This is a genomic window from Acinetobacter sp. YH12094, from assembly GCF_013419295.1.
Taxonomy (GTDB): domain Bacteria; phylum Pseudomonadota; class Gammaproteobacteria; order Pseudomonadales; family Moraxellaceae; genus Acinetobacter; species Acinetobacter amyesii.
On record NZ_VPAK01000008.1, the window covers coordinates 88,667 to 114,506 of the forward strand.

Annotated in this window: 21 protein-coding genes and 1 pseudogene; 15 read left to right on the plus strand and 7 right to left on the minus strand. The window is 40.3% G+C overall.

Annotation, left to right across the window (positions count from 1 at the left end):
• Positions 1–5: 5 nt before the first annotated feature.
• Entirely contained in the window at positions 6–896 is an 891-nt protein-coding gene (locus tag FTU34_RS08255) for a LysR family transcriptional regulator (RefSeq protein ID WP_180035292.1), read from the minus strand.
• A 115-nt stretch (positions 897–1,011) separates the two neighbouring features.
• Between FTU34_RS08255 and aceI the strand changes: the two genes are divergently transcribed.
• Positions 1,012–1,437, plus strand: a complete 426-nt coding sequence (aceI, locus tag FTU34_RS08260) for a chlorhexidine efflux PACE transporter AceI (protein WP_180035291.1) — start codon at positions 1,012–1,014, stop codon at positions 1,435–1,437.
• 204 nt (positions 1,438–1,641) lie between these two features.
• The gene (locus tag FTU34_RS08265) at positions 1,642–2,742 is read left to right on the plus strand and encodes an OmpW family protein (protein WP_180035290.1); all 1,101 of its coding nucleotides are present in this window, start codon (positions 1,642–1,644) and stop codon (positions 2,740–2,742) included.
• Positions 2,743–2,809: 67 nt separating this feature from the next.
• Here the strand turns inward: FTU34_RS08265 and FTU34_RS08270 are convergent, their stop codons facing one another.
• Positions 2,810–4,330: an acetyl-CoA C-acetyltransferase gene (locus FTU34_RS08270; protein WP_180035289.1), complete on the minus strand. Its 1,521-nt coding sequence runs from the start codon at positions 4,328–4,330 to the stop codon at positions 2,810–2,812.
• 241 nt (positions 4,331–4,571) lie between these two features.
• Here FTU34_RS08270 and FTU34_RS08275 point away from each other — a divergent pair, with 241 nt between their 5' ends.
• From FTU34_RS08275 to dnaX, 5 genes are all read left to right on the plus strand, one after another.
• Positions 4,572–5,963, plus strand: coding sequence for a 3-oxoacyl-ACP reductase (locus tag FTU34_RS08275; protein ID WP_180035288.1), 1,392 nt, complete (start codon positions 4,572–4,574; stop codon positions 5,961–5,963).
• A 168-nt stretch (positions 5,964–6,131) separates the two neighbouring features.
• Entirely contained in the window at positions 6,132–6,986 is an 855-nt protein-coding gene (locus FTU34_RS08280; protein WP_180035287.1) for a MaoC/PaaZ C-terminal domain-containing protein, read from the plus strand.
• Between the two features lie 75 nt (positions 6,987–7,061).
• Entirely contained in the window at positions 7,062–8,348 is a 1,287-nt protein-coding gene (locus tag FTU34_RS08285) for a serine hydrolase (protein WP_180035286.1), read from the plus strand.
• A gap of 84 nt (positions 8,349–8,432) precedes the next feature.
• Positions 8,433–8,882, plus strand: coding sequence for a copper resistance protein NlpE N-terminal domain-containing protein (locus FTU34_RS08290; RefSeq protein ID WP_180035285.1), 450 nt, complete (start codon positions 8,433–8,435; stop codon positions 8,880–8,882).
• A 134-nt stretch (positions 8,883–9,016) separates the two neighbouring features.
• On the plus strand, positions 9,017–11,236 hold the full coding sequence (dnaX, locus tag FTU34_RS08295) for a DNA polymerase III subunit gamma/tau (protein WP_180035284.1): 2,220 nt from the start codon (positions 9,017–9,019) through the stop codon (positions 11,234–11,236).
• 21 nt (positions 11,237–11,257) lie between these two features.
• Here the strand turns inward: dnaX and FTU34_RS08300 are convergent, their stop codons facing one another.
• Together FTU34_RS08300 and FTU34_RS08305 are read right to left on the minus strand one after the other, a co-directional pair.
• Complete coding sequence (locus FTU34_RS08300; RefSeq protein WP_180035283.1) at positions 11,258–11,689, minus strand: thioesterase family protein; 432 nt, start codon at positions 11,687–11,689, stop codon at positions 11,258–11,260.
• 36 nt (positions 11,690–11,725) lie between these two features.
• Positions 11,726–12,886: an iron-containing alcohol dehydrogenase gene (locus FTU34_RS08305; RefSeq protein WP_180035282.1), complete on the minus strand. Its 1,161-nt coding sequence runs from the start codon at positions 12,884–12,886 to the stop codon at positions 11,726–11,728.
• A gap of 118 nt (positions 12,887–13,004) precedes the next feature.
• Between FTU34_RS08305 and FTU34_RS08310 the strand changes: the two genes are divergently transcribed.
• From FTU34_RS08310 to FTU34_RS08325, 4 genes are read left to right on the plus strand one after another with little or no spacing between them, the layout of a single operon-like run.
• Positions 13,005–13,520, plus strand: coding sequence for a low molecular weight protein-tyrosine-phosphatase (locus tag FTU34_RS08310; protein WP_180035281.1), 516 nt, complete (start codon positions 13,005–13,007; stop codon positions 13,518–13,520).
• 9 nt (positions 13,521–13,529) lie between these two features.
• On the plus strand, positions 13,530–14,567 hold the full coding sequence (murB, locus tag FTU34_RS08315; RefSeq protein WP_180035280.1) for a UDP-N-acetylmuramate dehydrogenase: 1,038 nt from the start codon (positions 13,530–13,532) through the stop codon (positions 14,565–14,567).
• Between the two features lie 21 nt (positions 14,568–14,588).
• Complete coding sequence (locus FTU34_RS08320) at positions 14,589–15,728, plus strand: YdcF family protein (RefSeq protein WP_180035279.1); 1,140 nt, start codon at positions 14,589–14,591, stop codon at positions 15,726–15,728.
• Positions 15,728–16,771, plus strand: coding sequence for an alpha/beta hydrolase (locus tag FTU34_RS08325; protein WP_180026424.1), 1,044 nt, complete (start codon positions 15,728–15,730; stop codon positions 16,769–16,771). The genes FTU34_RS08320 and FTU34_RS08325 overlap by 1 nt, the downstream gene beginning before the upstream one ends.
• A gap of 451 nt (positions 16,772–17,222) precedes the next feature.
• On the opposite strand, the gene FTU34_RS08330 is transcribed toward FTU34_RS08325, so the two are convergent.
• Positions 17,223–18,893 carry an FMN-binding glutamate synthase family protein gene (locus FTU34_RS08330; protein ID WP_180035278.1) on the minus strand — a complete coding sequence of 557 codons (1,671 nt, stop codon included), beginning with the start codon at positions 18,891–18,893 and terminating at the stop codon, positions 17,223–17,225.
• Positions 18,894–19,470: 577 nt separating this feature from the next.
• Positions 19,471–20,469, minus strand: coding sequence for a YafY family protein (locus FTU34_RS08335; protein WP_180035277.1), 999 nt, complete (start codon positions 20,467–20,469; stop codon positions 19,471–19,473).
• Positions 20,470–21,059: 590 nt separating this feature from the next.
• Between FTU34_RS08335 and FTU34_RS08340 the strand changes: the two are divergent.
• The 4 genes and pseudogenes from FTU34_RS08340 to FTU34_RS08355 all read left to right on the plus strand — a co-directional run.
• Positions 21,060–22,493 (plus strand): annotated as a pseudogene (locus tag FTU34_RS08340) (circularly permuted type 2 ATP-grasp protein); the annotation flags it as partial.
• A 22-nt stretch (positions 22,494–22,515) separates the two neighbouring features.
• Positions 22,516–23,118 (plus strand): hypothetical protein, encoded by a 603-nt coding sequence (locus tag FTU34_RS08345; RefSeq protein ID WP_180035275.1) that lies wholly within the window; start codon positions 22,516–22,518, stop codon positions 23,116–23,118.
• Complete coding sequence (locus FTU34_RS08350) at positions 23,115–23,894, plus strand: transglutaminase family protein (RefSeq protein WP_180035274.1); 780 nt, start codon at positions 23,115–23,117, stop codon at positions 23,892–23,894. Before FTU34_RS08345 ends, FTU34_RS08350 begins: the two co-directional genes overlap by 4 nt.
• A 17-nt stretch (positions 23,895–23,911) precedes the next feature.
• Positions 23,912–24,646 (plus strand): proteasome-type protease, encoded by a 735-nt coding sequence (locus FTU34_RS08355; protein ID WP_180023501.1) that lies wholly within the window; start codon positions 23,912–23,914, stop codon positions 24,644–24,646.
• A 94-nt stretch (positions 24,647–24,740) separates the two neighbouring features.
• On the opposite strand, the gene alr is transcribed toward FTU34_RS08355, so the two are convergent.
• Positions 24,741–25,814, minus strand: a complete 1,074-nt coding sequence (gene alr / locus FTU34_RS08360; protein WP_180035273.1) for an alanine racemase — start codon at positions 25,812–25,814, stop codon at positions 24,741–24,743.
• Positions 25,815–25,840 lie beyond the last annotated feature (26 nt).

The following is a 25,840-nucleotide window of genomic DNA, read 5'->3' on the forward strand; positions in this document are numbered from 1 at the left end:
GCAGTCTAAATCGTAGTTTTTCGTGAATTTCGGATGTGATTAATCAAAAAATGAGCAGCCGAGCCGAGTGGTTTTTCACGGTTCCAGACCAAGTCGACGAAATATTCAAATTTGGGTGTGAAATCTTGAAAGCTTAAGATTTTGAGTTGATCTTTGAGCGTCGGATTTTCATTAAACATCTCTAATGGAAGCACACCCCAACCCAGCCCTTGAATAATCATCGAACAAGCAGAGTGGTGGTTATCTGTACGCCAACTGTGTTTGGAAAATAACAATTCTGGTTTGATGCTTTTATCACGACTTGCAACCACGATTTGCCGACTTTGCAAAATTTGCTCAAAACTGACTTGCTTAAATTTCGACAGGGCATGTTTTGTCGCAGCAACAGGAACCAATGCTTCACGCTTCAATTCGACAAATTGTTCATAGCTCTCAAGCTGTTCACGTTCAAACATTAAGGCAAGCTGTGCTTGACCCTGTAATAGCATCTTTTGGGCATCTTCTTGAGGCGCAGAAAAAATATTGATTTGCAAAGATGGAAAATGAGTTTCTAGTAAAGAGATATAATCAGTCCACTGCGTATGTAGCAATTCTGATACCACCACGATATTCAGTGAAGACTCTAAACCATGACTCAGTGCAATTGCATGCTGTTTCCACTGATTAATTTCTATCAATAATTGTTCAGTTTTTTCATACAAGTTAAGTGCTTGAGCCGTGGGTATAGGTTCACGACCAACGCGCTCAAAAAGTTTAAGGTTGAGATCAATTTCGAAATTCGCAATGGACATGCTGACTGCTGATGGCACTTTGCCGAGCTGTCGAGCTGCTGCGGAAAATGATCCTGTTTCCATGACTGTTTTAAAAATCATCAGTTGTTCTTGATTAATATTCATGTGCATATAAAAAATAAAGGAATACAACCTTTCAGTAATATTGAAAGAACCTAACTCGATTAATCAATAATATAAAAATAAAATGTGATTTTTACAAATGATAGAGTGTCTTAAAATGACGATTTCCAAGAGAAGGATTATTCATGCGCTAAGCTATGAGTTCATCCTATTGGTGATCATTGCTATTGCGTTAAGTTTTATTTTTAAAGTTCCGATGGAGGTGACAGGTACGCTAGGTATTGCCATGGCGGTCACTTCTGTGATTTGGAACATGATTTTTAATCATTATTTTGAAAAATTTGAAGCAAAAAGAAAGTTAAAAAGAACCTTTGGTGTACGTGTTTTACATGCGATTGGATTTGAGGGCGGCTTAATGCTTGCCACCATCCCAATGGTGGCTTATGCCATGCATATGACCTTATGGCAGGCGATTTTGCTCGATTTTAGTATGACCATGTGTATTTTAGTCTACACATTTATTTTCCAATGGTGCTATGACCAGATCGAGGCGCACTTGGGTTACCAACCACAATATCGTTAAATTTCAATAAGAAAATCACATTGGCCTGTATTGATAAGTACAGGCCTTTTTTGCATTAAAATAGTGCAAAAGTTTACAAATAACAATATATAAAAACATAATATAACTATAATAAATTATACTAATTACATAACTTTTAAAGATAAGAACAAAGAATGTTTTTATAAGTGGATTAAAAAAATATGCAAGACAAGGAGTTAGCATATGAAATTGATAAAAATTGTCACACCTGTTGTTTTACTTGGACTTACACAATTTACATTTGCAGATGGTAACTTTAAACGTTTTTCTGTATCAGCGGGTTGGATGCATGTGATGCCGCAAGGGAAAGCAAATCCTTTTAATATTAATACCGCTGTGGCAAATGGCACACAGGCTAAAGTAGGGACAATTAGTGCTGAAGGTTTTCTAAAAGCGATTGATCCGAATGCAATTTATAATGAAGGGAGTAATTCCGCGAATCTTAAGGACACTTTAACCGACCTTGTGAATGGCCCTTTGGGAGGATTAATTAAAGATAAAGATGGCAATATTAAGTCAGATATTGCAGGAATCGCAACGATCAATGGACTAGATCAATGGTCAGCTGAAGGTGCGGGGCTTGAAGCAGAAGATGTCGATACTTTAGGTTTAACATTTAACTACCATATTAATGATAATGTTTCTTTGCAAGTAATTGGCGGTATCCCACCTAAGGTGGATATTAAAGGTAAGGGTATGATTACCGCGCCATTATCTGGTCTAGCAGAGCCAGGCGGTCTAGGCGGTTTGTTATTCCCTGATGGTTTACCACTAGATTACGCAGTACCCATTACGGATCTATCATCTTATGGTAAAGCGGCGAGTGCGAGAGCTTGGACGCCGGTATTTCAGGCACAGTACCAATTTGGTCAGTCGGGTGTAAATAAGTTTAGACCTTATGTGGGTGCAGGGATCATGTATGCTTATTTTAATGATATTGAACTCAATAAAGGAATTGAATCTGACTTAATTGCTGCAGGACATATGATTCAAAACATTAAAGATAATAATGCGGGTGCAGCACTCGATGGTAAAGAATCATCAGGAAAAATGGTGGTCGATGTCGATGCGGATGATGCGATTGCTCCAATTGTCACACTTGGATTTACTTATGACTTCAACCCAAGTTGGTTTACGGTTGCTTCGGTGTCTTATGCGAAGTTAAATAACAAAACCAAGATTGATGTGATTAACCAAACGACGGGTGAACAATTAATTCATGCAACGACAAAGATTGATATTGATCCCATCATTACTTATTTAGGTGTTGGTTATCGTTTCTAAAAATTATGAAATCTCTGAAATAAAAAACCGCTCATAAGAGCGGTTTTTTGCTTTAAAGCATAAAGGATTATTTTTCAATAATCGCTGTTACGCCTTGACCACCCGCAGCACAGATCGATACAAGTACACGGCCTGAACCTTTTTGGTTCAATAGTTTTGCAGCAGTTGCGATAATACGACCGCCAGTTGCAGCAAATGGGTGACCTGCAGCAAGAGATGAACCTTTCACGTTCAATTTAGCACGGTCTATTGAACCCAATGGTGCATCTAAGCCTAAACGTTCTTTACAGAATTTAGGATCTTCCCATGCTTTTAGTGTAGACAATACTTGAGATGCAAACGCTTCATGAATTTCATAGTAATCGAAATCTTGTAGCGTAATACCTGCACGTTCAAGCATACGAGGCACTGCATAAGCAGGCGCCATCAATAAGCCTTCTTTTTTCTCTACAAAGTCAACCGCCGCTGTTTCTTGGAAGGTTAAATAAGCAAGCACTTCGTGACCGTTTGCTTTCGCCCATTCTTCAGAGGCAAGAAGGACACATGATGCACCATCAGTTAGTGGAGTCGAGTTACCCGCAGTCATCGTACGCGCATCGCCTTTACCAAACGCTGGTTTTAACTTCGCAAGTTTTTCTACAGAAGAGTCTGCACGTAAGTTGTTGTCACGTTCTAAACCTAGGAATGGCGTAATCAGGTCATCAAAGAAACCTTCTTCATATGCAGCTGCCATTTTTTGATGTGAAGATGCCGCAAGTTCATCTTGCGCTTCACGAGAGATACCCCATTCAAGTGTCGTAATGGCTTGATGGTCACCCATAGAAAGACCTGTACGTGGTTCACCGTTCTTCGGTGCATCCATCAAATCTTTAACATTAATTTTAGTTAATGCTTTAAGGCGATCTTTACCTGTTTTTGCGATGTTCAGTTCAAGTAGTGCTTTACGTAAACCATCACCAAAAGCGATCGGTGCATCAGAGGTTGTATCTACACCGCCAGCAACACCCACTTCGATTTGACCCAAAGCAATTTTATTAGCAACCAAGAAAGCAGCTTGTAAACCTGTACCACATGCTTGTTGAATATCGTAAGCAGGTGTTTCAGGAGCAAGTTCAGTATTGAGTACACACTCACGGGTCATGTTAAAGTCACGACTATGTTTTAACACGGCACCAGCAACAACTTCACCAAGGCGTTGACCTTGAAGGTTGAAACGTTCAACAAGACCATTTAATGCTGCGGTGAACATGTCGCTGTTTGAAGCAGTGAAGTAAGCGCCGTTAGAACGAGCGAAAGGAATACGATTACCACCGATAATAGCAACGCGGCGAACTGTGTTTTGACTCATGGTATTATCCTGTTGAACAGACGTTTGAGTTGTTGATTTTAAAGCTGTTTTAGGGTTTGAAGCGGGTGTCTTAGTACGTGTAGATGCACGACGAGGACGGCTCGTTTTAGCGACATCACTTGTAGACTTGGTTGCTGTGCCCGTACTTTTAGCGGTACGTGGCGTACTCTTTGATGTATTTGACACAGTTTCCGTAGTCGGACTTTCGACTGCTGGATTTTCTTGAGTTGTTTTGCTCATAAGGCTTTTCCAAGCATGTTGATGATCTTCTTGACGGCTACATTAGCATATTCACCAAAGGGGTAAATTGACTAAAATGACATTCGCTAAAGCATTCAGGTCAAGCCATCTGCGGTTTAACTCAAGTATGATTCCATGGAAACTGATGGAACTATTGAAATATAAGTATCTGACATCATCTTGAAGTTAAAGGGATATCTTCAGATCCATCAAAAATTAATCTGTATGAGAGATAATAAACATGACTGATCAATACCAAACATTTGCAAAATCTCCTATTGGTAAATTTGTCATCAAAAATTTAGGTTTACCATCACCGACTTTTTTAGAGCGTTTTGAGTCTGCAACACCTGTAGTTAAAGGTGCGGTTTTATTCGGTGCAGCGCCTGCTTCAACATTATCTGGTGCTATTGCACAAGTCTTGGCAAATATTCATGCCAATAGCTATGCAGGCAATAATGCTGAATTACAACAAGCTGCGGCAAAATCAGGTTTAAACTTAAGCGCATTCAACGAAGGCGATAAAGAGTCTAAGTTTAAAGTTGTGGTGTTTGATGCTTCAGGTATTCAAAACTCAGAACAATTGCATGCCTTATATGCCTTTTTTAACCCAATCGCACGTCAAATTCAGGCGTCTGGTCGCGTTGTCGTTGTTGGTACAACACCAGAAACTGCGAAAACTGTGAAACAAGCCATTGCACAACGTGCACTCGAAGGTTTTGTAAAATCAGTGGGTAAAGAGTTTAAGAAAGGGATTGCAGCACAGTTAGTCTATGTAGACGAAGGTGCTGAAGCAAACTTAGAATCTGCATTACGTTTTGTAATTTCACCACGTTCAGCTTATGTATCGGGTCAAGTGATTCGTGTATCTAAAGCAGATGTTGTGGATGTTGATTGGAATAAGCCGCTTGCAGGCAAAACAGCTGTTGTAACAGGTGCAAGCCGTGGTATTGGTGAAGCAATTGCACATGTATTGTCACGTGATGGCGCGCATGTGATTTGTTTGGACGTTCCACAACAACAAGCAGATCTTGACCGTGTTGCAGGTAAAATTGGTGGTTCAACACTGGCAATTGATATTACCGCAACTGATGCAGGTGAAAAAATTAAAGCAGCTGCAGCGGCACAAGGTGGTTTGGACATCATCGTACACAATGCAGGGATTACCCGTGACAAAACTTTGGCTAACATGAAACCTGAGCTTTGGGACTTGGTGATTAACATTAACTTGTCTGCGATTGAGCGTGTAAATGATTACCTTCTTGAAAATGATGGTTTGAATGCAAATGGTCGTATTGTTTGCGTATCTTCTATTTCAGGTATTGCAGGTAACTTAGGTCAAACCAACTATGCTGCTTCTAAAGCTGGTGTGATTGGTGTGGTTAAATTTACTGCTCCATTATTGAAAAATGGCGTAACCATTAATGCTGTTGCTCCAGGCTTTATTGAAACGCAAATGACTGCTGCGATTCCATTTGCAATCCGTGAAGCAGGTCGTCGCATGAACTCGATGAGTCAAGGCGGTTTACCTGTAGATGTTGCAGAAACGATTGCGATGTTTGCTTCAACTGCATCGACAGGCTTGAACGGTAATGTGGTACGTGTGTGTGGTCAAAGCTTGTTAGGGGCTTAATACATTCCTCTTAAAATTCCCTCTCCTTTTAGGAGAGGGCTAGGGAGAGGTAAAAATTTGCTATAAATGAATGGGTCTAACCCTCATTCTAGCCTTCTCCTTGAGCTATATATGGCGCAAGAGAAGATGCTTTTAAAACATTGAAATAAAAACTTCCAAAGGTTTAGTATGAATACTCGCCATTTTAGTCAACTTCCAAAACCTTATTTAGCCTATCCAAAAGTGATTCAAGGCTTGATTTTTAAAAAGCCTAAAGCTGAAAAAGTGCTGCCGCAAGTTGAATATGTGGTGGATTCATTTAAGGTCGATCAAAAACATTTAAAAGCTTATAACGAAGTCTGTGGCTTTAAAAACAATGGTTATATCCCAGCGATTTATTTGGCTGTGCTTTCTCAAAGTTTGCAAATGCATATGATGACTACGGAAGCTTTTCCATTTGCGATCTTAGGTTTGGTACATATTCGTAACCAAGTGAAGCAATATCGCAAAGTTGGTGTAAATGAAACACTGTCATTGTCATGCAAATTTGGTGAATTACAGCCACATGATAAAGGCGTGCAATTTGACTTTATTACCACTGCAAAAGTGGGCGATGAAGTGGTTGTAGAATCATTAACCACGTATTTAGCACGTCAAAAAACCGAGAACAAAGCTGCGGCAAAATCTACCGAAACAAAGTCAGCTGAGTTGCAAGTTCAAGCTGAATGGAATGTTTCTGAAAATACCGGTCGCCGTTATGCGTTGACTTCTGGTGACTTTAACTTGATTCATATTCATGCTGTAACCGCTAAAGCGTTTGGTTTTAAACAAGCCATTGCACATGGTATGTGGAGTAAAGCCAAAGCCTTGTCGAGCTTAACTTTGCCAGATGCCTATGAAGCAGATGTCTGGTTTAAACTGCCGATGTATCTCCCATCACAAGTTGAGTTTTTAACGGCTCAAACTGGACAAGATACCGAGTTTGCAATTCGAAATAGCAAAAACAAAAAACCGCATGTCGCGGGAAGTGTAAAAGCACTGTAAGACTTAAGCCTAAATCGATATCGGTTTAGGCTTTTTTGTTTTAATCTCAAGCGATTTATATTCAAAGGAATGATGATGCAAGCGCTCAAAGAATATCTATTTGCACAGAAGAATAATTTTCAAGGTACGGTTGACGAGGCGTTTCAGGATTTGGCGGCGCAATTTAGCCGGATGCAGGATGCTCGAACCCACTTAGGCGGAGCTGCCTTAGTGGTATATTTTAAAGGTCAAAAAGTCGTGGATATTTGGACTGGTAAAAAGTCAGCCGAAGAAGCTTGGCAGTCCAATACGCCCTCGGTCTGTTATTCCACGGGTAAAGGTGTTCTTGCAACGCTTGCACATATCTTAGTGAGCGAAGGCTTTCTAGATTACGATACTCCCGTTGCCGTATATTGGCCTGAGTTTGCTCAAAATGGCAAGTCGGATATCACATTAAGGCACATGCTGAGTCATCAAAGTGGTTTATACGATATCCGTAATATCATCGAAACAGCATCTGAAATGGCTGATTGGCCACATATGCTTAAAGTCATCGAACAAGCTAAGCCACGTTTTGAGCCATCAACTGATGCAGCATATCAACCGTTAACCTTCGGTTGGCAAGTCGGTGGTGTACTTGAAAAGGCCACAGGTCGACCGCTTGCTGAACTAATGCAACACTATTTGGTTGAGCCTTTGGCATTGGATCATGCATTTTTTGGCGTACCAGAACATCAACTTGGTGAGGTTGCACGCTTGATTCCGAAAAAGAAAAAAGAAGAACGCACTATAGATGCTTCTGTTCAAGATAATACTCAAGTACAAAACCCGAAAAAAAAGACTGATACACGAAAACCATCAATCTTTGATCAGCTCCTACAACTTTCGGGACAAAATTTGCAAGACTTTCAAGATGGTATGATTCCAAAAGGAATGCGCAAGTTTTCATTTTTTAGTGATGAGGGTTTACAAGCCATTATTCCTGCGGCAACAGGCATATTTAGTGCCAATAGTTTAGCGAAAATCTATGCAATGCTAGCCAATCATGGCCAGTGGCAAGGACAGACCTTAATCACACCGCAAGTTTTTGAATCTTTAAGTAAAATTCAATATAAAAAACGTGATCGTATTATGCCTTTACCGATGAATTGGCGTTTGGGATATCATCGAATTTTGACTTTAGGCAAATCGAGTCAAGGTTTTGGACATATTGGTTTTAATGGTTCTGGGGCCTGGTGCGATCCGCAGCGTGATTTAAGTTTTGCGTATACACATAACTTTGCGACGGGTTCGATCACGGGCGATTATCGCTTATGGGGCCTAACTCAAGAAACCTTACGCTGTGCAGATAAAGTATTAAAAGGGCGTAAAGGCTGGATTTAAGATACTTCGGAATAGAACAGAAATTGGGGAAATGTGAAAAATATGCTATTTTCCCTCGCAGTTTTAGACTGCTGTGATATCCCTATGAAAAAAGTTGTTTTGATTCCCTTAGTAGCAACGTCGGCAATGTTGGGTTGTCAGGATTCAACTCAAACGAAATCAAAGGAGATAGAAGCAATTACTGCTGAAAAACAGCATGCAGCATGGGTCGGTAATTTTAAAGGCATAACACCTTGTATGGGCTGTCTTTCTCGTTGTGAAGATTGTCCCGGTATGGCTGTGGCTCTTGAGCTACATGAAGACCAAACCTATACACTTACTCGTGAAAGTCTAAGTGGTCATAACGAAGTAGAAGTGCTAAAAGGTGTAATTCGTTTTAAAGATGAATCAAAGCAGCAGCTAGAACTCATGAATGTGCAAACGCGCAATCTTTTGTATGTAGATTTGGATCAGCAATTGCTAGAAATTCGTGAAGACCAGACGGCGAAACGCTATCAAATGCAGAGTGATTTCCTTTTAAATAAAGCAGTTTAAGCATTCGTAATTTATATTAAATTTGCCTGATCATTGTGATAGCTCAAGATCGGATTTTTATTGTCCAAACTCTGCCATTTATTTCACTATTAGACAAAAAAACAGTATGCTTACACCTGTAAAAAGGAGCATACATGTATCAAGTACTTGCACGAAAATACCGTCCACGAAATTTCATTGAACTCGTGGGGCAAAACCATGTGTCACGCGCACTTACCAGTGCCTTAGAACGTGGTCGGTTACATCATGCGTATTTATTTACAGGTACTCGAGGTGTGGGTAAGACCACTATTGCCCGTATTTTGGCAAAATGTCTGAACTGTGAAACAGGTGTAACCTCAACGCCGTGTGAAGTCTGCCCAACGTGTAAAGCAGTAAATGAAGGTCGTTTTATTGATTTAATTGAAATCGATGCGGCATCACGGACCAAAGTTGAAGATACTCGAGAACTTCTCGACAACGTTCCTTATGCTCCAACCCAAGGTCGCTTCAAGGTTTATCTAATCGATGAAGTGCATATGCTCTCTACGCATTCATTTAATGCGTTATTAAAGACGTTAGAAGAGCCGCCAGAGCATGTGAAGTTCTTATTTGCAACCACAGATCCACAAAAATTACCGATTACTGTAATTTCACGTTGCTTGCAATTTACTTTGCGTCCTTTAGCGGTGGATGAAATCACATCGCATTTGACAGATATCTTACAAAAAGAACAAATTCAAGCGGAGCAAGATGCGATTTGGCAAATTGCTGAATCGGCTCAAGGTTCACTGCGTGATGCATTGTCACTAACTGATCAAGCGATTGCCTATGGTCAGGGTTCAATTCAGCACCAAGATGTTAAAGACATGTTGGGCCTAATTGACCGTACGATCATTTATGATTTGATTTTAGCCATTCATCAAAATCAGCGTGAACGCGTGAGTGCTTTACTCATGCAATTCCGTCAACAAGCACTGGATGTTTCACTGGTATTGGATCAGTTAATTTCAACGTTACATGAATTGGCATTATTACAATATTTGCCAGACTTGGCGTTGAAATATAGTGCTGAGATCAATCAAAAAATTATGCAATTGTCGCAGTTAATTTCAGCTCAAGACTTGCAGTTGTATTATCAAGTCGCATGTAAAGGTCGGGCAGACTTGCAGTTGGCTGTGACACAAGAGCAAGGTTTTGAGATGTGTGTGCTGCGTCTATTAGCATTCCGGCCATTACAGCCAAACGAAATGTTGGTCTCTGCCGTACAGCAAGAGTCAGCCGCACAGCCACAGCTTGCTCAAAATCAGGCCGAAACAGTTCAGCCGACTCAAACACAGTCTTTGCAGCAACCCAATACCGTTGTTGAGTCTGCTGCACAGGTTGCCACTGTTGAGCAGCCTGAAGCTTTACCCGCTGTAGACACATCGCCAGCTTTCGATGATTTTGATGATTCACATTATGATGACGATGATGGCTATGTTTCTGCACCTGCAGTCGATGAACCTTCATCTGATAATTTTTTAGATGATCCTGAAGAAGACGCAATAAGCCAAACTTCTACAGCATCTACAGCAAATGGCACTCTAGATACGCAAGAGGTTGCACCGGTTGAGTCTGTATCGACACAGCAAAATGACACGCTTGTTATGGATGCCGTGGCAGAAGATACATTATTTGATTTAGATCCGACGCCGAGTACTGAAACTGCAGAAGTTGATGTAAGCGCTATAAATTTTGAAGATATTGCACCTTTAGAACCAACAGCTTTAGAGTCAAAAAGTGTAGAGCCTGAAACAGTTCAGCCACATTTGATCAATGCCATTGAACCACAACATGTGGTGAATGAATCAGTTTCGGGTGCTCAAGGCGACAATGGTTTTGATCTAGCATCACCACAAGTTACGCAAAGTTCCGTTTCTTCGGATGCTGTTCAAACGGGTTCATCTTCTACCTTGATGCCACAAGATATTTTGACTTTACAGCCTCAAACCCTTGAAGGTGAGTGGACGGTCGAAAAGTGGGAGTATTGGTTCCGAAATAGTCAACTTTCACCTGCGGTACAAGAGTTGGCTCAGCATGGCATTATGCGAGGTACGATTGACGGTGAATCGACTTTCCATATTCCAAAGCGGTACGAAGCTTTAGTGACTCAATTACAGCATGTATTGGAACAAGCCATTCATGCACAATGGTCAAAATGTCGTTTCCATATCAGCTTTGAAGATGTCGAAGAAACCACACCGTTTGCTTTACAACATGTCCGCAAGGAAAAAGCCTTTGCACGTGCAAATGAGTTATTACATGCTGAGCCTGTTGTGAAAGACTTACTCAAAAGCTTTGATGGTGAGTTGCAAAATATCCAGCTCAAATAAGTTTCAAGCTGGATATAAAAATTAAAGTAAAAATTGAGTTAAAGCATCTCGCATATCTTCGGGTATCGAGGTGCTTTTTCGTGTTTGGCGGTCAACAAATACATGCACGAAATGTCCTTGAGCTGCAGCCTCATTTTGTCCTTGTTTAAAAATAGCTAAGTCATAGCGCAGTGAAGAATTACCAATTTTTTCAATCGCAACTCCAACTTCAATGATTTCTGGATAGGACAGTTCTTGTAAAAAGCTGCAGGCTGAATCGACCACTAAACCAATGATCGGGGTATTTCGCAAATCAAAACCGGCATGTTGAATCAATAGCGCATTTGCAGCGGTATCAAAATAGCTGTAATAAGTGACATTATTGACATGGCCATACATATCGTTGTCTGCCCAACGCGTTTGGATTGGAAATAAAAAACGATAGTTTTGGCGGCGTTTAGTTTCAGGTTTCATCGTTGGTATTTTCTTTATTTCAAAAATGAGTGAACTTTAGGCATAAATTGATTGGTAAATCTGGCGAGCGTCTTCAAACTGCAGTTCTCGCGGATTATTTTGTAATAGTCGTGTTTGTAATAGCGCATCTTCTGCTAAACGATCGAGCATATTTTCAGGCACATTGAGTTGACTGAGTTTAAGCACCAAACCGCTCTGATCTAAATGATTTTGCATATGATCAATAAATAAATCACATAAACCATCGGTACAGCCCGTACTGTATGGGTCTAGCCAACTCATAAGTTCTGCATAATGCTGCTTGGCCTGAGGTGCATTAAACTTTAACACTTCAGCGAGAACCAGTGCATTGGTATGACCATGCGAGAGATGAAAGTGTCCACCGAGTGGATAGGCGAGTGCATGCACCGCTGCAACTGGCGCATTAGCAAAGGCCTGTCCTGCAAGCATTGAACCGACCAGCATGTGCTGACGCGCTTCGAGGTTATGTCCGTCGTGTAAAACCAGCGCTAAATTTTTATTTAATAAACGCAAAGCTTGTTTAGCAAGCATATCCGCATACGGATTTTTTTTAATTTTTGATGTATAGGCTTCAATGGCATGAACCATGGCATCGATACCGGTTGCTGCGGTAATGTGTGCGGGAAGATTTAATGTAAAGTTCGCATCGAGGATACAGACATCGGCATACAGTACAGGGGAGACGATACCAGTTTTGGTGGTTTCACCTGTAGTGACGATAGAGATTGGTGTGACTTCAGAGCCGGTCCCTGCCGTTGTCGGGATCAAAATGAGCGGTAAGCGTGGTCGTTTTGCATTAGCTACACCATATAAATCACGGATCTGTTGTGTTTGCTTAGGATGAGCCAAGATCGCAATAATTTTAGCTACATCCATTGAACTTCCACCACCAAATCCAATAATCAAATCCACTTTTTCATTCTTGGCAAATTGAACTGCATCCAAAACTATATGTTCTGCAGGGTCAGCTTGAATACTGGAATAAATCACATAATCTTGATGGATACTTTCTAAAATATCCAAAATGGGTAAATGTAATTGTTGTTGCAACATACCGGGGTCGGTCACAAGCATAACACGCTTGGCTTGAAAGTCGCCTAGGACCTCTCTCAGTTGGGAAATAGAGCCTAAGCCTGAAATAATATTGCTGACGGTTTGAAACTGAAATTGACTCATTGGCTTATCCCTAATTTTTTATATCCAAATAAACATTATTCTTGAGTGTTGATATAGGATTCATCCTGTAAATAACTTAACATAAGACGCTTGAAATAAAAGTAGTCTTGAGGTTGTTATGTCATCCAGCACGCCATATAAGGTGTTGTGTGTTTGTTTAGGAAATATTTGCCGTTCACCTACGGCTGAAGTGGTTCTCAGACATTTTTGTGATGAAGCGCAACTTAATATTCACGTCGACTCTGCGGGTACGAGCAATTATCATCCGGGCAAAGCGCCTGATCTTCGTAGCCAACAGCATGCAAAATTACGTGGCTATAACTTATCTACATTACGTGCACGTCAGTTAACGGTTCATGATTTTATTGAATTTGATTTGATTTTGGCCATGGACTACGAAAATTTAGACAATATTCAAAACCTCATGCAAAAGGCGCAGCAACAATTCGGTCAACTACGTGCACAAGTGTCTTTGATGAGTCAACATGATCACCAATATCCGCAACAAGAAGTACCAGATCCGTACTATGGTGGTGATGCAGGGTTTGAACATGTATTAGATCAATGCGAATCTAGCAGTCAGGCTTGGGTCAATTATTTAAAAACTCAGTTACAAGCACAGCAAAAAAATTAAGGTTTAAGAATGCAAATTCAAACACAGGTTCAGCTTAAGCCATTTAATACATTAAGCCTCGATGCTGTAGCATCTCATTATGTACGTGTTCAATCAGTAGAAGATATCCAAGCAGCGCTCGACTTTGCCAAAGCTGAGCAATTAAATGTATTGGTACTTTCAGGAGGCAGTAATATGCTGTTGCCTGAGCAAATACATGCTTTAGTGATGCATATGGATATTCAAGGTATTGAATATGTACAAGACGATGCCGATACACAGACTTTAAAAGTGGGTGCAGGGCAAGTGTGGCATGACTTTGTGCTATGGACGACGGCACACCAGTTTTATGGCTTACAAAATTTAGCATTGATACCCGGTTTAGTCGGTGCTTCACCTGTGCAAAATATTGGAGCTTATGGTGTTGAAGCGGGTGAGTTTATTGAATCTGTACAGGTCTATGACCGAGTAACAGAACAGCAAAGTAGTATTAGCGCTGCCGATTGTCATTTTTCATATCGCCATAGTATTTTTAAAGATGAGCCAGAGCGTTTTATTATTACGCATGTCACGTTTAAACTTTTAAAACATGCAGATTTAAAATTAAATTATGGTGATTTAAAGCAGGCGGTAGGTGAAGACTTAAGTGCAGAAAACCTACAACAACAAGTCATTCATATTCGTCAAACCAAACTCCCAGATCCCAAAGAATTTCCAAATGTCGGAAGTTTCTTTAAAAATCCTGTGATTAGCCAGCAAGCCTTTGACCAAATTGCGCTGCAATTTCCCAATTTACCCCATTACCCACAACCGAATAATGCGGTAAAACTGGCAGCGGGCTGGTTGATTGACCAAGCAGGTTGGAAAGGGAAATCTGTGGGTTCAGTGGGTATGTTCGATAAGCAAGCTTTGGTGTTGGTTAATTATCAAGACGCAACGTTGCAAGATGTACGTACAACTTACAAAGCTGTACAACATGATGTTTTTGAAAAATTTAATATTGAACTACATCCTGAGCCTGTATTATTTGATACAAATGGCTTGATTCGATCTCACGCAGATCAATAAAAACACATAGGTTTTAGATTTATGCATAAAACACATTGGATGGTTCGCTTAGTACAAATTGCCGCAGTGGTATTTGTACTTTTGGGCTGTCTAATGATTTTTATCTATACGCCGTTTTATTCTAAATTGATCGTTAAAAGTTTAAATTATTTCGTTCCTGTAGAAGTCAATCAGCTCGCAGCGCAAAGTCAAAAACTCGGCGCCTTGAGTGATGATGATAACTATGAGCCGGGTTCTGACTTATGGATAGCGCGCCAAGCGTATTTAAAACTCATGGAGCAAGCCATACAGTCTGATGAGCCTCAAGATTTAACCCTTATACAAGCACGTTATAAGGCGTTACAGCAGCTCATTGAAGAAGAACATGAAAAAGAAAAGAATGATAGTCAAAAGGACATACCGAAAGTACCTCTGCTGAATCCTTCTGCGTCCGAGGCGGCTTCTTCTGAAGCATTGGCGGAAAATCCTGCTCAAAAAATGAAAGAGCTGCTTGAGCTCAATAGTGCGGAAAATAAAGGACTGATGACTCAATATACAGAGTTCTTAAAAACCCATGAAATTGAGCAAGCGGCTTCAGAAGCGGAACCGATCGATGATGAAACTTATCTTGATCTTGCCAAAATGAAAGATAAAACATTAAAGCAGCCAACCGCAGAGCCGTATGCGATTGTGGTGTTAGGTGGTGGTTTAACCTTAGATAAAAATGATAAAGATATCGTAGTGAATGACTACACACGACTTCGACTGGAAAAAACACTCGATGTTGAACGTGCCAATAAGTTACCGATTGTACTGAGTGGTGTGGAAGCACCGTATATGCAAGCATGGTTAAAGCAATATGATGTTGATGCGAAATTGCTTGAAGACCGCAGTATGAATACTTGCGAAAATTCGCGTTTTAGTTCGTTACTTTTACAGAAAAAAGGCGGCGCACCGACGGTTATTTTAATTACCGATCAATATCATATGCCTCGAACACGTCGTTTATTTGCACTAAATGGTATCGAAACCATTCCTGTTGTGGCACCTATGCCAACGACACTAACCACATGGCGACCAAGTGAAAAAAATTATGACCATAGTCGTCGTGCTAATTATGAATTATTAGCCACCTTACGTGACGTTTGGTTTGGCTCAAGTGACTGTCGGGAGGTCCCATAATGTCAGATATCCCATTTCTTAATCCTTCGATTCTTAAACAATTAGATCTTCCAGTTCCAAGTCGAGAATTAACCCCACAATTATTAGAACCGCTGAATTTAAATCGACCGTTTGAGCCTAGTGTTGAAATACAGTCATATCGACGACTTTATGGTTTAGATGCCTTGAACTGTGAACATTGGCAAGGCTATGTAGAAATGCCTTTGTTCAAATTACACGTACAAGTGTTTCAACCGAAACTGAAGACTGAAACGGATGTCATTAAAGGCACTGTATTTTTATTGCATGGTTATTTAGAGCATAGTGGAATATATCAGCCGATTATTCGTGAACTCTTAGATCAAGGTTTTAGTGTTTTAACCTATGATTTACCGGGGCATGGTCTAAGTAATGGATCGCCAGCCAGTATTCAAAACTTTGATCATTACCAACAAGTTTTGGAAGCAGTATATCGTTATGTGAAACATGCGGCTCAACTACCAACCCCATGGTTAGGGATTGGGCAGAGCACGGGTGGTGCGATTTGGCTGCATCATCTGTTAGATTTTGCTGAACATCGCAAAAACCCATATGTCGAACGGGTTTTATTATTATCTCCGCTGATTCGTCCTGCAAAAACGGCATGGTGGCATAACTCGGTTGGATTAGGCATTATTCGTCGTATTAAACGTGAAGTGCCACGTCATTTTAGACGGAATAATCATAACCCTGAGTTTTTACGTTTTGTCCGCTTAAAAGATCCACTACAACCTCGAATGATGGGGATGGATTGGATTTTGGCCATGTCAAAATGGATGCAGGAGATGGAAGAACGCCCAGCGTGCCGTATTCCAGTGTGGTTAGCGCAAGGCGCACAGGATCAAACTGTAGATTGGCGTTATAACATTGAGTTTATACGTCGTAAATTTCGTTTACAGACGCTTCTCATGCTTGAAGAAGGTTCGCATCAGCTGATTAATGAACGTGCCGATATTCGTGCTGCATTAACAGGTTTGATCCCGGCATTCTTGCATGCTCAATCGAATAGCAAGTCTTATTACTAACTGATGTTACGCACTAACATCAGGGGCGTAATTTGATTTAAATAAAAGTACGATACGTGGGAAGGTCATCCGCAAGTGTTTGAGACTGGACTACTCCTAATCAAAAATGTTTTTGCAATACTTTGAATAATTTGACGCTAGTGAACGAGTTTTGTCGGTGAGGTGCATTGCACCGCAAGATGGTTTCCTTGCGAAGCTTTGCTTCTCATTTTGCCGAATGAGAAACAACGTTTCGTAAGAGTACCTCCAGCCGAAGGGTAATCCCTTTATTTAAGCCCTAGATGTAAGACTCCGTCGAATAGGCTTAAAAATTATTTTAAAAATGCGTATTTACTTTTACGCGCGTAACATCAGTTACTAATTGACGATTGAGCACAGCTTACCTTAATCAGTGTGATGGATCTAGACGAAAAAAAGAGGCGTAGTCGCCTCTTTTTTTTGGGTGGAGGAATCAGAACTTTTCTAGATGAGCCATATTCCACATACGGAAATAGAAGTTTTCTTCATCTTTATTTTCACAACTGAGTAACTCCCCATCTTTTAACCAAAAATGTAGCTGTGCATAGTTTTTAATTTCACGGTTGTTAATGCGCTGTGCTAGATGGTGTGCACGGATATCCGACGGGTGTTGTAAACCCGCAGAGGCAATAAGTTCAGATAAACCATGCATGGTGTTTTTATGGAAATTAAAAACACGCTCTGCTTTGGTCGGAACATGGATGGCTTTTTGACGGTCTTTGTCCTGCGTTGCAACGCCAACTGGACATTGGTTGGTATGACAGCTTTGAGCTTGAATACACCCGACTGCAAACATAAAGCCACGAGCTGAGTTGACCCAATCTGCGCCAATTGCCATGGTACTGGCAATATCAAAAGCACTAATAATTTTACCACTGGCACCGACTTTAATTTTTGAACGTAAGCCTGCACCAATCAGGGTGTTATTGACAAAGAGTAGGCCTTCACGCAGTGGCGTACCCATATTATCGATCAATTCAATTGGCGCTGCGCCAGTCCCACCTTCAGAACCATCTACCACGATAAAATCGGGTGTAATCCCTGTATGTAACATGGCTTTTACAATACTCATAAATTGCCATGGTTGTCCGATACACAGTTTAAAGCCTACAGGTTTACCTTCGGAAAGCTCGCGCAATTGCTGAATAAATTGCATCATTTCAATAGGGGTACTAAAGGCAGGATGGCTAGATGGGGAGATACAGTCATGTTCACGGCTGACACCACGGATTTGAGCAATCTCTTCGGAAATTTTGTCTTTAGGTAAAATGCCACCATGGCCTGGTTTTGCACCTTGAGATAATTTGATCTCAATCATTTTGACTTGAGGGTGCTTGGCTTGTTCAGCAAAACGTACAGGGTCGAATTGACCATCAATCGTACGACAGCCAAAGTAACCACTACCGAGTTCCCAAACAATGTCGCCACCATTTTCCAAGTGATAAGGACTAATACTGCCTTCACCGGTGTCATGGTAGAAATTGCCCATTTTTGCGCCTAAGTTTAAGGCACGAATGGCATTGGCACTTAAGCTACCAAAGCTCATCGCAGAGATGTTTAATATCGATGCACTATACGGTTGCTTACATTGTTCATTGCCGATGTTAATACGGAAAGTTTCAGGAATGGCAGGAATGCAAGGTGACAAGGAGTGATTGATAAAGCGGTAATCATTTTGGTAAACATCAACAATTGAACCAAATGGTTTATCTGCATTTTGGTTTTTTGCACGTTGATAGACCAAGCTACGTTGCATACGAGAAAAGGGCAGTGCATCTTGATCAGATTCAATAAAATATTGGCGAATTTCAGGTCGAAATTCTTCAAATAGAAAACGAAAGTGCCCCATGATAGGGTAATTTTTTAAAATCGAATGTTTGTTTTGTATGACGTCATATAAACCCAATAAGCTTAAAAGCCCAGTAATGACCCAGATACTATTCAATAAGGTTTGTGGAATAAAATATTGAATATAACGAGGGGAATAACCTAAATGAAAACTCGAAATGAGTAGGAAGATAAAAATACAAGCAAACCAAATGGAATGCCGAGAAAAAAAAGTATTTAGTAGCTTGTGGCGAATAGTTTGCGCTGGACTGGCCATATTTTGAAAAATCTTATTCAGCTCATTTGCTCATAATTTGCCGAGTTTATGCACAATGCTCAAGCTTTAATTTGTTGATTCAGTGTAGCATTTATAAAAAACAACATTGAAGTTGGATGAATTTTTCATTTAAAGCCAAATCAGATAAGAAAAGCAGGAATCTTCTTTAAGAAAATTTGTGAAAAGCAGCGCGGTTCTTGTTATTTCACAGTACGTAAAATGGAGGTTAAAGTGATTTTACTTTCTAAACACGAGGTGCTGAATATGACTATGAAATCTATTCGTTATAATAATGCCGACCTAGCCTGCCTATGTCAGTAATTGATTATAGCCATGAGAAATTAGCGCTATGGCATAAGGTATTCAGCAGATACTTATGCTGTAGTTCCTTTGACCTAAACGACTAAAATTACAAAAATATTCTAAGAAATTATCCAGTCCCAGCGTTGGGACTTTTTTATGTGTTGATATCTTAAGGTTTAAATCATAGCCTAAATTATGTGCTAGGTATTGATTATGAAATAAAAGTGGTTACCTCAAATTTAACATTTCAGGTAGCAGGAAACCTTAGAATAGTTTAGTCATTACGTTGTTGTACAACGACAGCGACTTCTTCTGGTTCGATTTTCTGAATCTTTTTACCAAAACTACGCAGCCACCAAGTTAACTGAGAGGTAAATGGTACTGTTGCACTGACTTCAACCCAGCCATCTTCGGTTTTTTGAATCACTTGATCTTTACTTAGCTGACTTTCTTCAAAATAAACTGCCTCTGCTTCAGACATGGTTAATTTGAGTTGAATCATTTCAGTCGGTTTATTGAAGTCCACACGGAAGCCAAGCGCTCCAGAGTCAATATAGGCATCAATATCAAAATCGACAGGGTGTAATGCACGTGAATTTAAGACCGTAGCAGATTTAAAACGATGTAAAGCAAAGGTTTGGATGTCTGTTTTGTCATGACGTGTGCAAACCAAATAGATAATTGCACCTTTTTGGACCAAAGCCAGTGGATTTAAAATATAGGTCTTTTCTTCACTTTGTTGTCCACGACCTTGATAAAGACATTCGAGTTGTTTGTCTTGTAGTAAGCCTTCATAAATCGATTGCTGTGCAGATTTTTCAACCACAGGAGGAATCAATGGCTGAGTTGCTGGCACGATTCGCACGCGGTTAATCCACTGACGGACATTATTTTGCGACGACAGGCTCCGACGTGCGAGGTCAAACCAAGGATTCATTTCTTCAATTAAGCTCGGTGGAAGCAAATGTTTTAAGTGCTCCTCAACCATCATAAAGGTGACCGCTTGTGAGCTAGTCATATGAGGCAAGCTTTGAATTGGTGCATCGGAACGCCAACGCCACCCTTGCGGCGTTGTTTTACTGCTCTCAATTGGGAAACGTAGAGAAATTTGGTTTAAGTCACGTTGAATGGTGCGTAGGCTGATATCAATGCCTTCACGGTTCAGTATTTCTTGTAATTCACGAGTACCCATCCACTTACCTGTGGACAGTCGTGAAAGAATTTGCCACTGACGATAGAGGCTGTTTGACGTTTCTTTTTCTTGTGAAGACATAATCTAGTGCTTGAACTTGAACTTAAATAAATAAAAATGATGCTGTGGGACACAATAAGAAATCTTCCTGCGTTAAGCAAGTCTTCATCTGAAAAAAAACTAAGATGATTTTAATAACGCAATTTGACACAACTTGAGCAGTTAGATGCTGTACCGCTTTGCAAAAATGATGCATAAATAATCAAAGAGAAGCAACATATGTATTGATGGTATATATATTGCTTTATCTAGTTCATATAAAACAAAAACATGGAGATGCTGTGGGACACAATAAGAAATCTTCCTGCGTTAAGCAAGTCTTCATCTGAAAAAAAACTAAGATGATTTTAATAACGCAATTTGACACAACTTGAGCAGTTAGATGCTGTACCGCTTTGCAAAAATGATGCATAAATAATCAAAGAGAAGCAACATATGTATTGATGGTATATATATTGCTTTATCTAGTTCATATAAAACAAAAACATGGAGTTGCTATGCTGAAAGAAAATCGTAATACAACTTCAAATGGAATTGAGGGTTATGAGGCAAAGTTGGTCAATACTTCTGTCTCTACATTAAAAAATTTACCTCTTGCTCGAGGACATGCGCTGTTTAATCAATTTAATTCGGATTTTTTTAATGAAATGCGCGACAGTAAAACGGTAGCTAAAGAATCATGCCAACGGATAGAGCAGTGGTTATCACAGCATACACTTGATGAATTAAAACAACTAAATCAGGTAGCAAAACAACATTTTCTCTATGAGGGTATTACCTTTACAGTGTATGGCGAAGATGAAGGCATTGAACGCACTATTCCATATGATCTTATTCCTCGTGTGATTGCACGAATGGAATGGAATAATTTATCACTGGGCTGCGCACAGCGCGTGAAAGCTCTCAATCTGTTTTTACATGATGTCTACCATCAACAAGATATTTTAAAAGCAGGAATTATTCCTGAACTGCAAGTCTTAACGCATGAAGCCTATTTGCCACAAATGTATATGCATGGGCTAAAAGGTAAAATTTATAGCCAAATCAGTGGCATTGATATCATTCGAGATCAATCAGGTGAATTTTACGTCCTTGAGGATAATCTTAGAACACCGTCGGGTGTGTCGTATATGCTAGAAAGCCGTAAGATCAGTCAAAAACTGATGCCTGAACTTTGCCAGCAAAGCAACATCATGGGGATTGAGCAGTATCCGCAGCTTTTACGTGAAATTCTTGCAGAAAATGCCTACGTCGATAACCCGTTTATCGTGGTTTTAACCCCAGGGCGTTTTAACAGTGCATATTATGAACATGCCTTTTTGGCAAGGGAGATGGATGTACCCTTAGTGACATCGCGTGACCTTTATGTAGAAAACGATAAGGTTTATGTGAAAACCATCAAAGGTCGACAACAGGTTGATGTAATTTATCGTCGTGTGGATGATGCTTTTCTCGATCCATTATGTTTCAAACCTGACAGTACTTTGGGCATAGCAGGGCTCATGTCAGCGTATATGCAACATAATGTGGTCATTGCAAATGCACCGGGAACAGGCGTAGCAGATGATAAATCGATTTATCCTTATGTGGATAAAATGATTCATTTCTACTTAGGCGAACAAGCGATCCTGAAAAATGTGCCGACCTATCAATGTCGTGAGCAGAACGAATTGGACTATGTGCTGTCGAATATCGAAAAATTGGTAGTAAAAGAAGCACAGGGTTCAGGTGGATACGGTATGCTGATCGGTCCACAAGCCTCTTTACAAGAATTAAATAGTTTTAAAGATAAGGTGGCCGCAGCACCACATTTATATATTGCACAGCCGACTTTAAATTTATCTGTTAGCCCAACCCTAAGTGAGGCCGGTGTTTCGGAACGCCATATTGATCTGCGTCCATTTGTATTGAGCTCTCCATATCGAACTGAGATTGTACCGGGTGGCTTAACTCGTGTTGCAATGCAAGCAGGTTCATTGGTGGTGAATTCTTCGCAAGGCGGCGGGATTAAAGATACATGGGTAGTAGACGATTTACGCTCATAGCACTTCAGTGAAGGAGCAAAACATGATTTTATTAAACAGTAATGCAGAACATATTTTTTGGTTGGGACGTTATTTAGCACGCACTCAATATTTATGCAGTATTTTTCCATTTCAAGATGTCGATATGGCATTGAACTATGCACATGCTTTTTGTTTACCAGCCTTCGATGTCGACTCAATGAATGAATTGGTTTTAAATGCAGAGCAACCGGCGTCATTTTACAGCCAATTTAAATATGCGCAAAGTAATATACAGGACTTAAGGGGTGTACTTTCAGCAAAAAGTTATGCAGAACTCAGCCGTTTAATTCGTAATGCGAGTGATAACCCGGGTTATATCTGTGACGTGGTAACAGATTGCCAAGATGTTTTAGAGTCCGAATCTGAAGATGTATTTTTATTTTTTAGCTTAGGACAAGCCATAGAGCAGCTTGATCGCCAGTTACGCATGCAGCAGGACATTCAACACACCATTGCGAAGATTGAACATATCGTAATCGCTTTAGTTCAGTTTGGCTGGGAAAGCGTGCAAGAGGCATGGCAGGCACTAAAGCAACAACCGAATAGCCAAAATTTTTACCATTTCAGTGATCATATCCAAAATATGTTTGAGGTGGCTGTATGAGGCTCATGATCAACCATCAGACCCATTATGTTTACACTGATGTGGTTAGCAGAAGCATTCAATATATCAAAATGACCCCATCCACTAATGCGCATCAACAGGTGCAAAATTGGGATGTGAGTGTGCCGGGGCAACGTGATATGCAATTGGATACTTTTGGTAATGTGTGGTTGACCACAACGCAGCGCGAACCTTATCTGCAAATGACCATTATGGCGCAGGGCATCGTAGAGATGAATTTGAGTTCAAATGATTCAAATGCGGATGATTTAAACCCGAAATTGTTTTTACAGCCAACGCCGAGTACGCAGTGCGATATTCACATGAAAAGTTTTGCCGATTGTTATGTCCCTCGTATCAATCGTGCCAATCTGATTCGTTTGGCTGAAGCGATATTGGCGCATATTCCCTATGTATCGAATCAAACATCGGTACATACTTCAGCGATTGATGCTTTTCATCATAAGCAAGGGGTATGTCAGGATCATAGCCATGTCATGATCGCAATGTGTCGCTATTTGGGTATTCCTGCACGTTATATTTCTGGGTATTTATTTGTGCCGAATAGTAGCCACCTTGCCAGTCACGCTTGGGTAGAAGTCTATATCGAAAATAAATGGTATTGTTTTGATGTCAGTAATCAGCTATTTACACCACAATCACATATTTATGTCGCGATTGGGCGGGATTACTGGGATGTAGCTCCTGTTCGAGGTGTTCGTGATAAAGGTGGTACTGAGTCAATGAGCTCAATTGTACAAGTGTTGAGTTGTTAATCATTTGAGGGATAAAAATGACCTATTGTTGTGCATTACGATTAAAAGATGGCATGGTGTTTGTCAGTGATACACGTACAAATGCAGGAGTTGACCATATTTCAGTTTTTCGTAAACTTTATACCTTTGGTATTGCGGGTGAGCGATTTATTACCATCCAAACCTCTGGGAATTTAGCTACTACACAAGCGGTCATCGGGCATTTACAAAATCAGCTAGAGGTCAAACAAGAGCCGAATTTATATAGTGTAAATACGATGTTCGAAGTGGCTGAATTGGTCGGTCATACCTTAAAAAAAGTTATCTCTGATGTCACCTCAGATATTTTAGAACAAAGTAATTATTACTGTAGTTTATTAGTAGGTGGTCAAATTGGTAGCGCTGATATGCAGCTATATAATATCTATCCGCAAGGTAATTTTATTTGTGCGACACCGGATACCCCATATTTTCAAATTGGAGAAAGTAAATATGGTAAGCCGATACTTGACCGAACTTTGCGTTACGATATGCCACTCGATGAAGCAATGCGTTGTAGCTTAATTTCTTTTGATTCAACGATACGTTCGAATGTGTCTGTAGGTATGCCTTTAGATGCTTTGGTATATAAAAAGGACAGTTTAGAAATACCAAATGGTAAGCGCATTTATGAAGAAGACCCATACTTCACCATGATCAGTAAAGGCTGGTCAGAAGCATTGCGTCAGGGCTTAATAGAATTGGCAAAACCAACAGCTGACTATTTTCAATAACGATTTGATCAACGAATAGATCAATTTAAAAAGCGAATAAAAAAAGCGAGATAAAAAAAGCCCAGATTTGATCTGGGCTTTTTGATTTGGCTAATTAAGCTAATTTACGTACAGGGCGCGTGCTCATACGGCATAATAATTCATAGCCAATGGTTCCGTTCGCTTCTGCAACGTCATCAACTAAACGGTCTTTACCCCAAAGCTCAACTTCAGTGCCTATTGGTGCATTCATACCAGTGATATCAATCGCAATCATATCCATGGCAACACGACCAATCACACGTGTTTTCTGTCCTTGAATAGATACATAGTTTTGTTTAGGGAAGGCACGTGGATATCCGTCCCCATAACCAATCGAGACAATCGCAAGATTCATTTCTTGCTCTGCAACAAAAGTCGATCCATAACCCACAGATTCACCAGCTTGAATGGTATTTAGAGCTATGACTTCAGCGGTAAACGTCATCACCGGTTTAAGATCTAACACTTCTACAGAACGATCTGAAAAAGGTGTTGCGCCATATAGCATGATGCCTGGGCGAACAAAATCAAAATTCAGTTCTGGCCATTTGAAAATTGCAGCTGAGTTACAGCACGAACCCATGATTGGCGCACAGGCTTCTTTTACGTGTAAAAATTGTTCACGTTGTTGGTCATTTAGTGGATGATTTTCTGCGTCAGCATTGGCAAAATGCATAGTCAGTACGCAAGTAAAACCTTCCGCCTTTAATGCATTGATGACATCAATAATTTCAGACACTTTAAAGCCTAAACGGTTCATACCGCTGTTGAGTTTGACCCAAACTTTTAGACCTTGAGCGATATAGGCATCTTTATGCGCACGTAACCAATCTAGTTGTTGCTGATGATGCACCACACATTCAATTTTTTTATCGATGACAATTTGCATTTCATCATCTGAGAAAATGCCTTCAATCAAGGTAATAGGCTGTTCATAACCCAACTCTCGAATTTCTAAAGCTTCTTCTAGGCAGGCAACACCGAAGGCATCACTGTCTTTTAAGGCTGCTAAGCAGTCTTTAACTCCATGTCCATAAGCATTGGCTTTTACCATGCTTACAATTTTAGCGGTTGGGGCAAGTTGTTTGACACGGTTTAAATTATATTGAAGTGCTTGTTGATCAATATAAACTGTAGCTTGGCGCACCCTAAATACTCCTACAGGGTCGATGA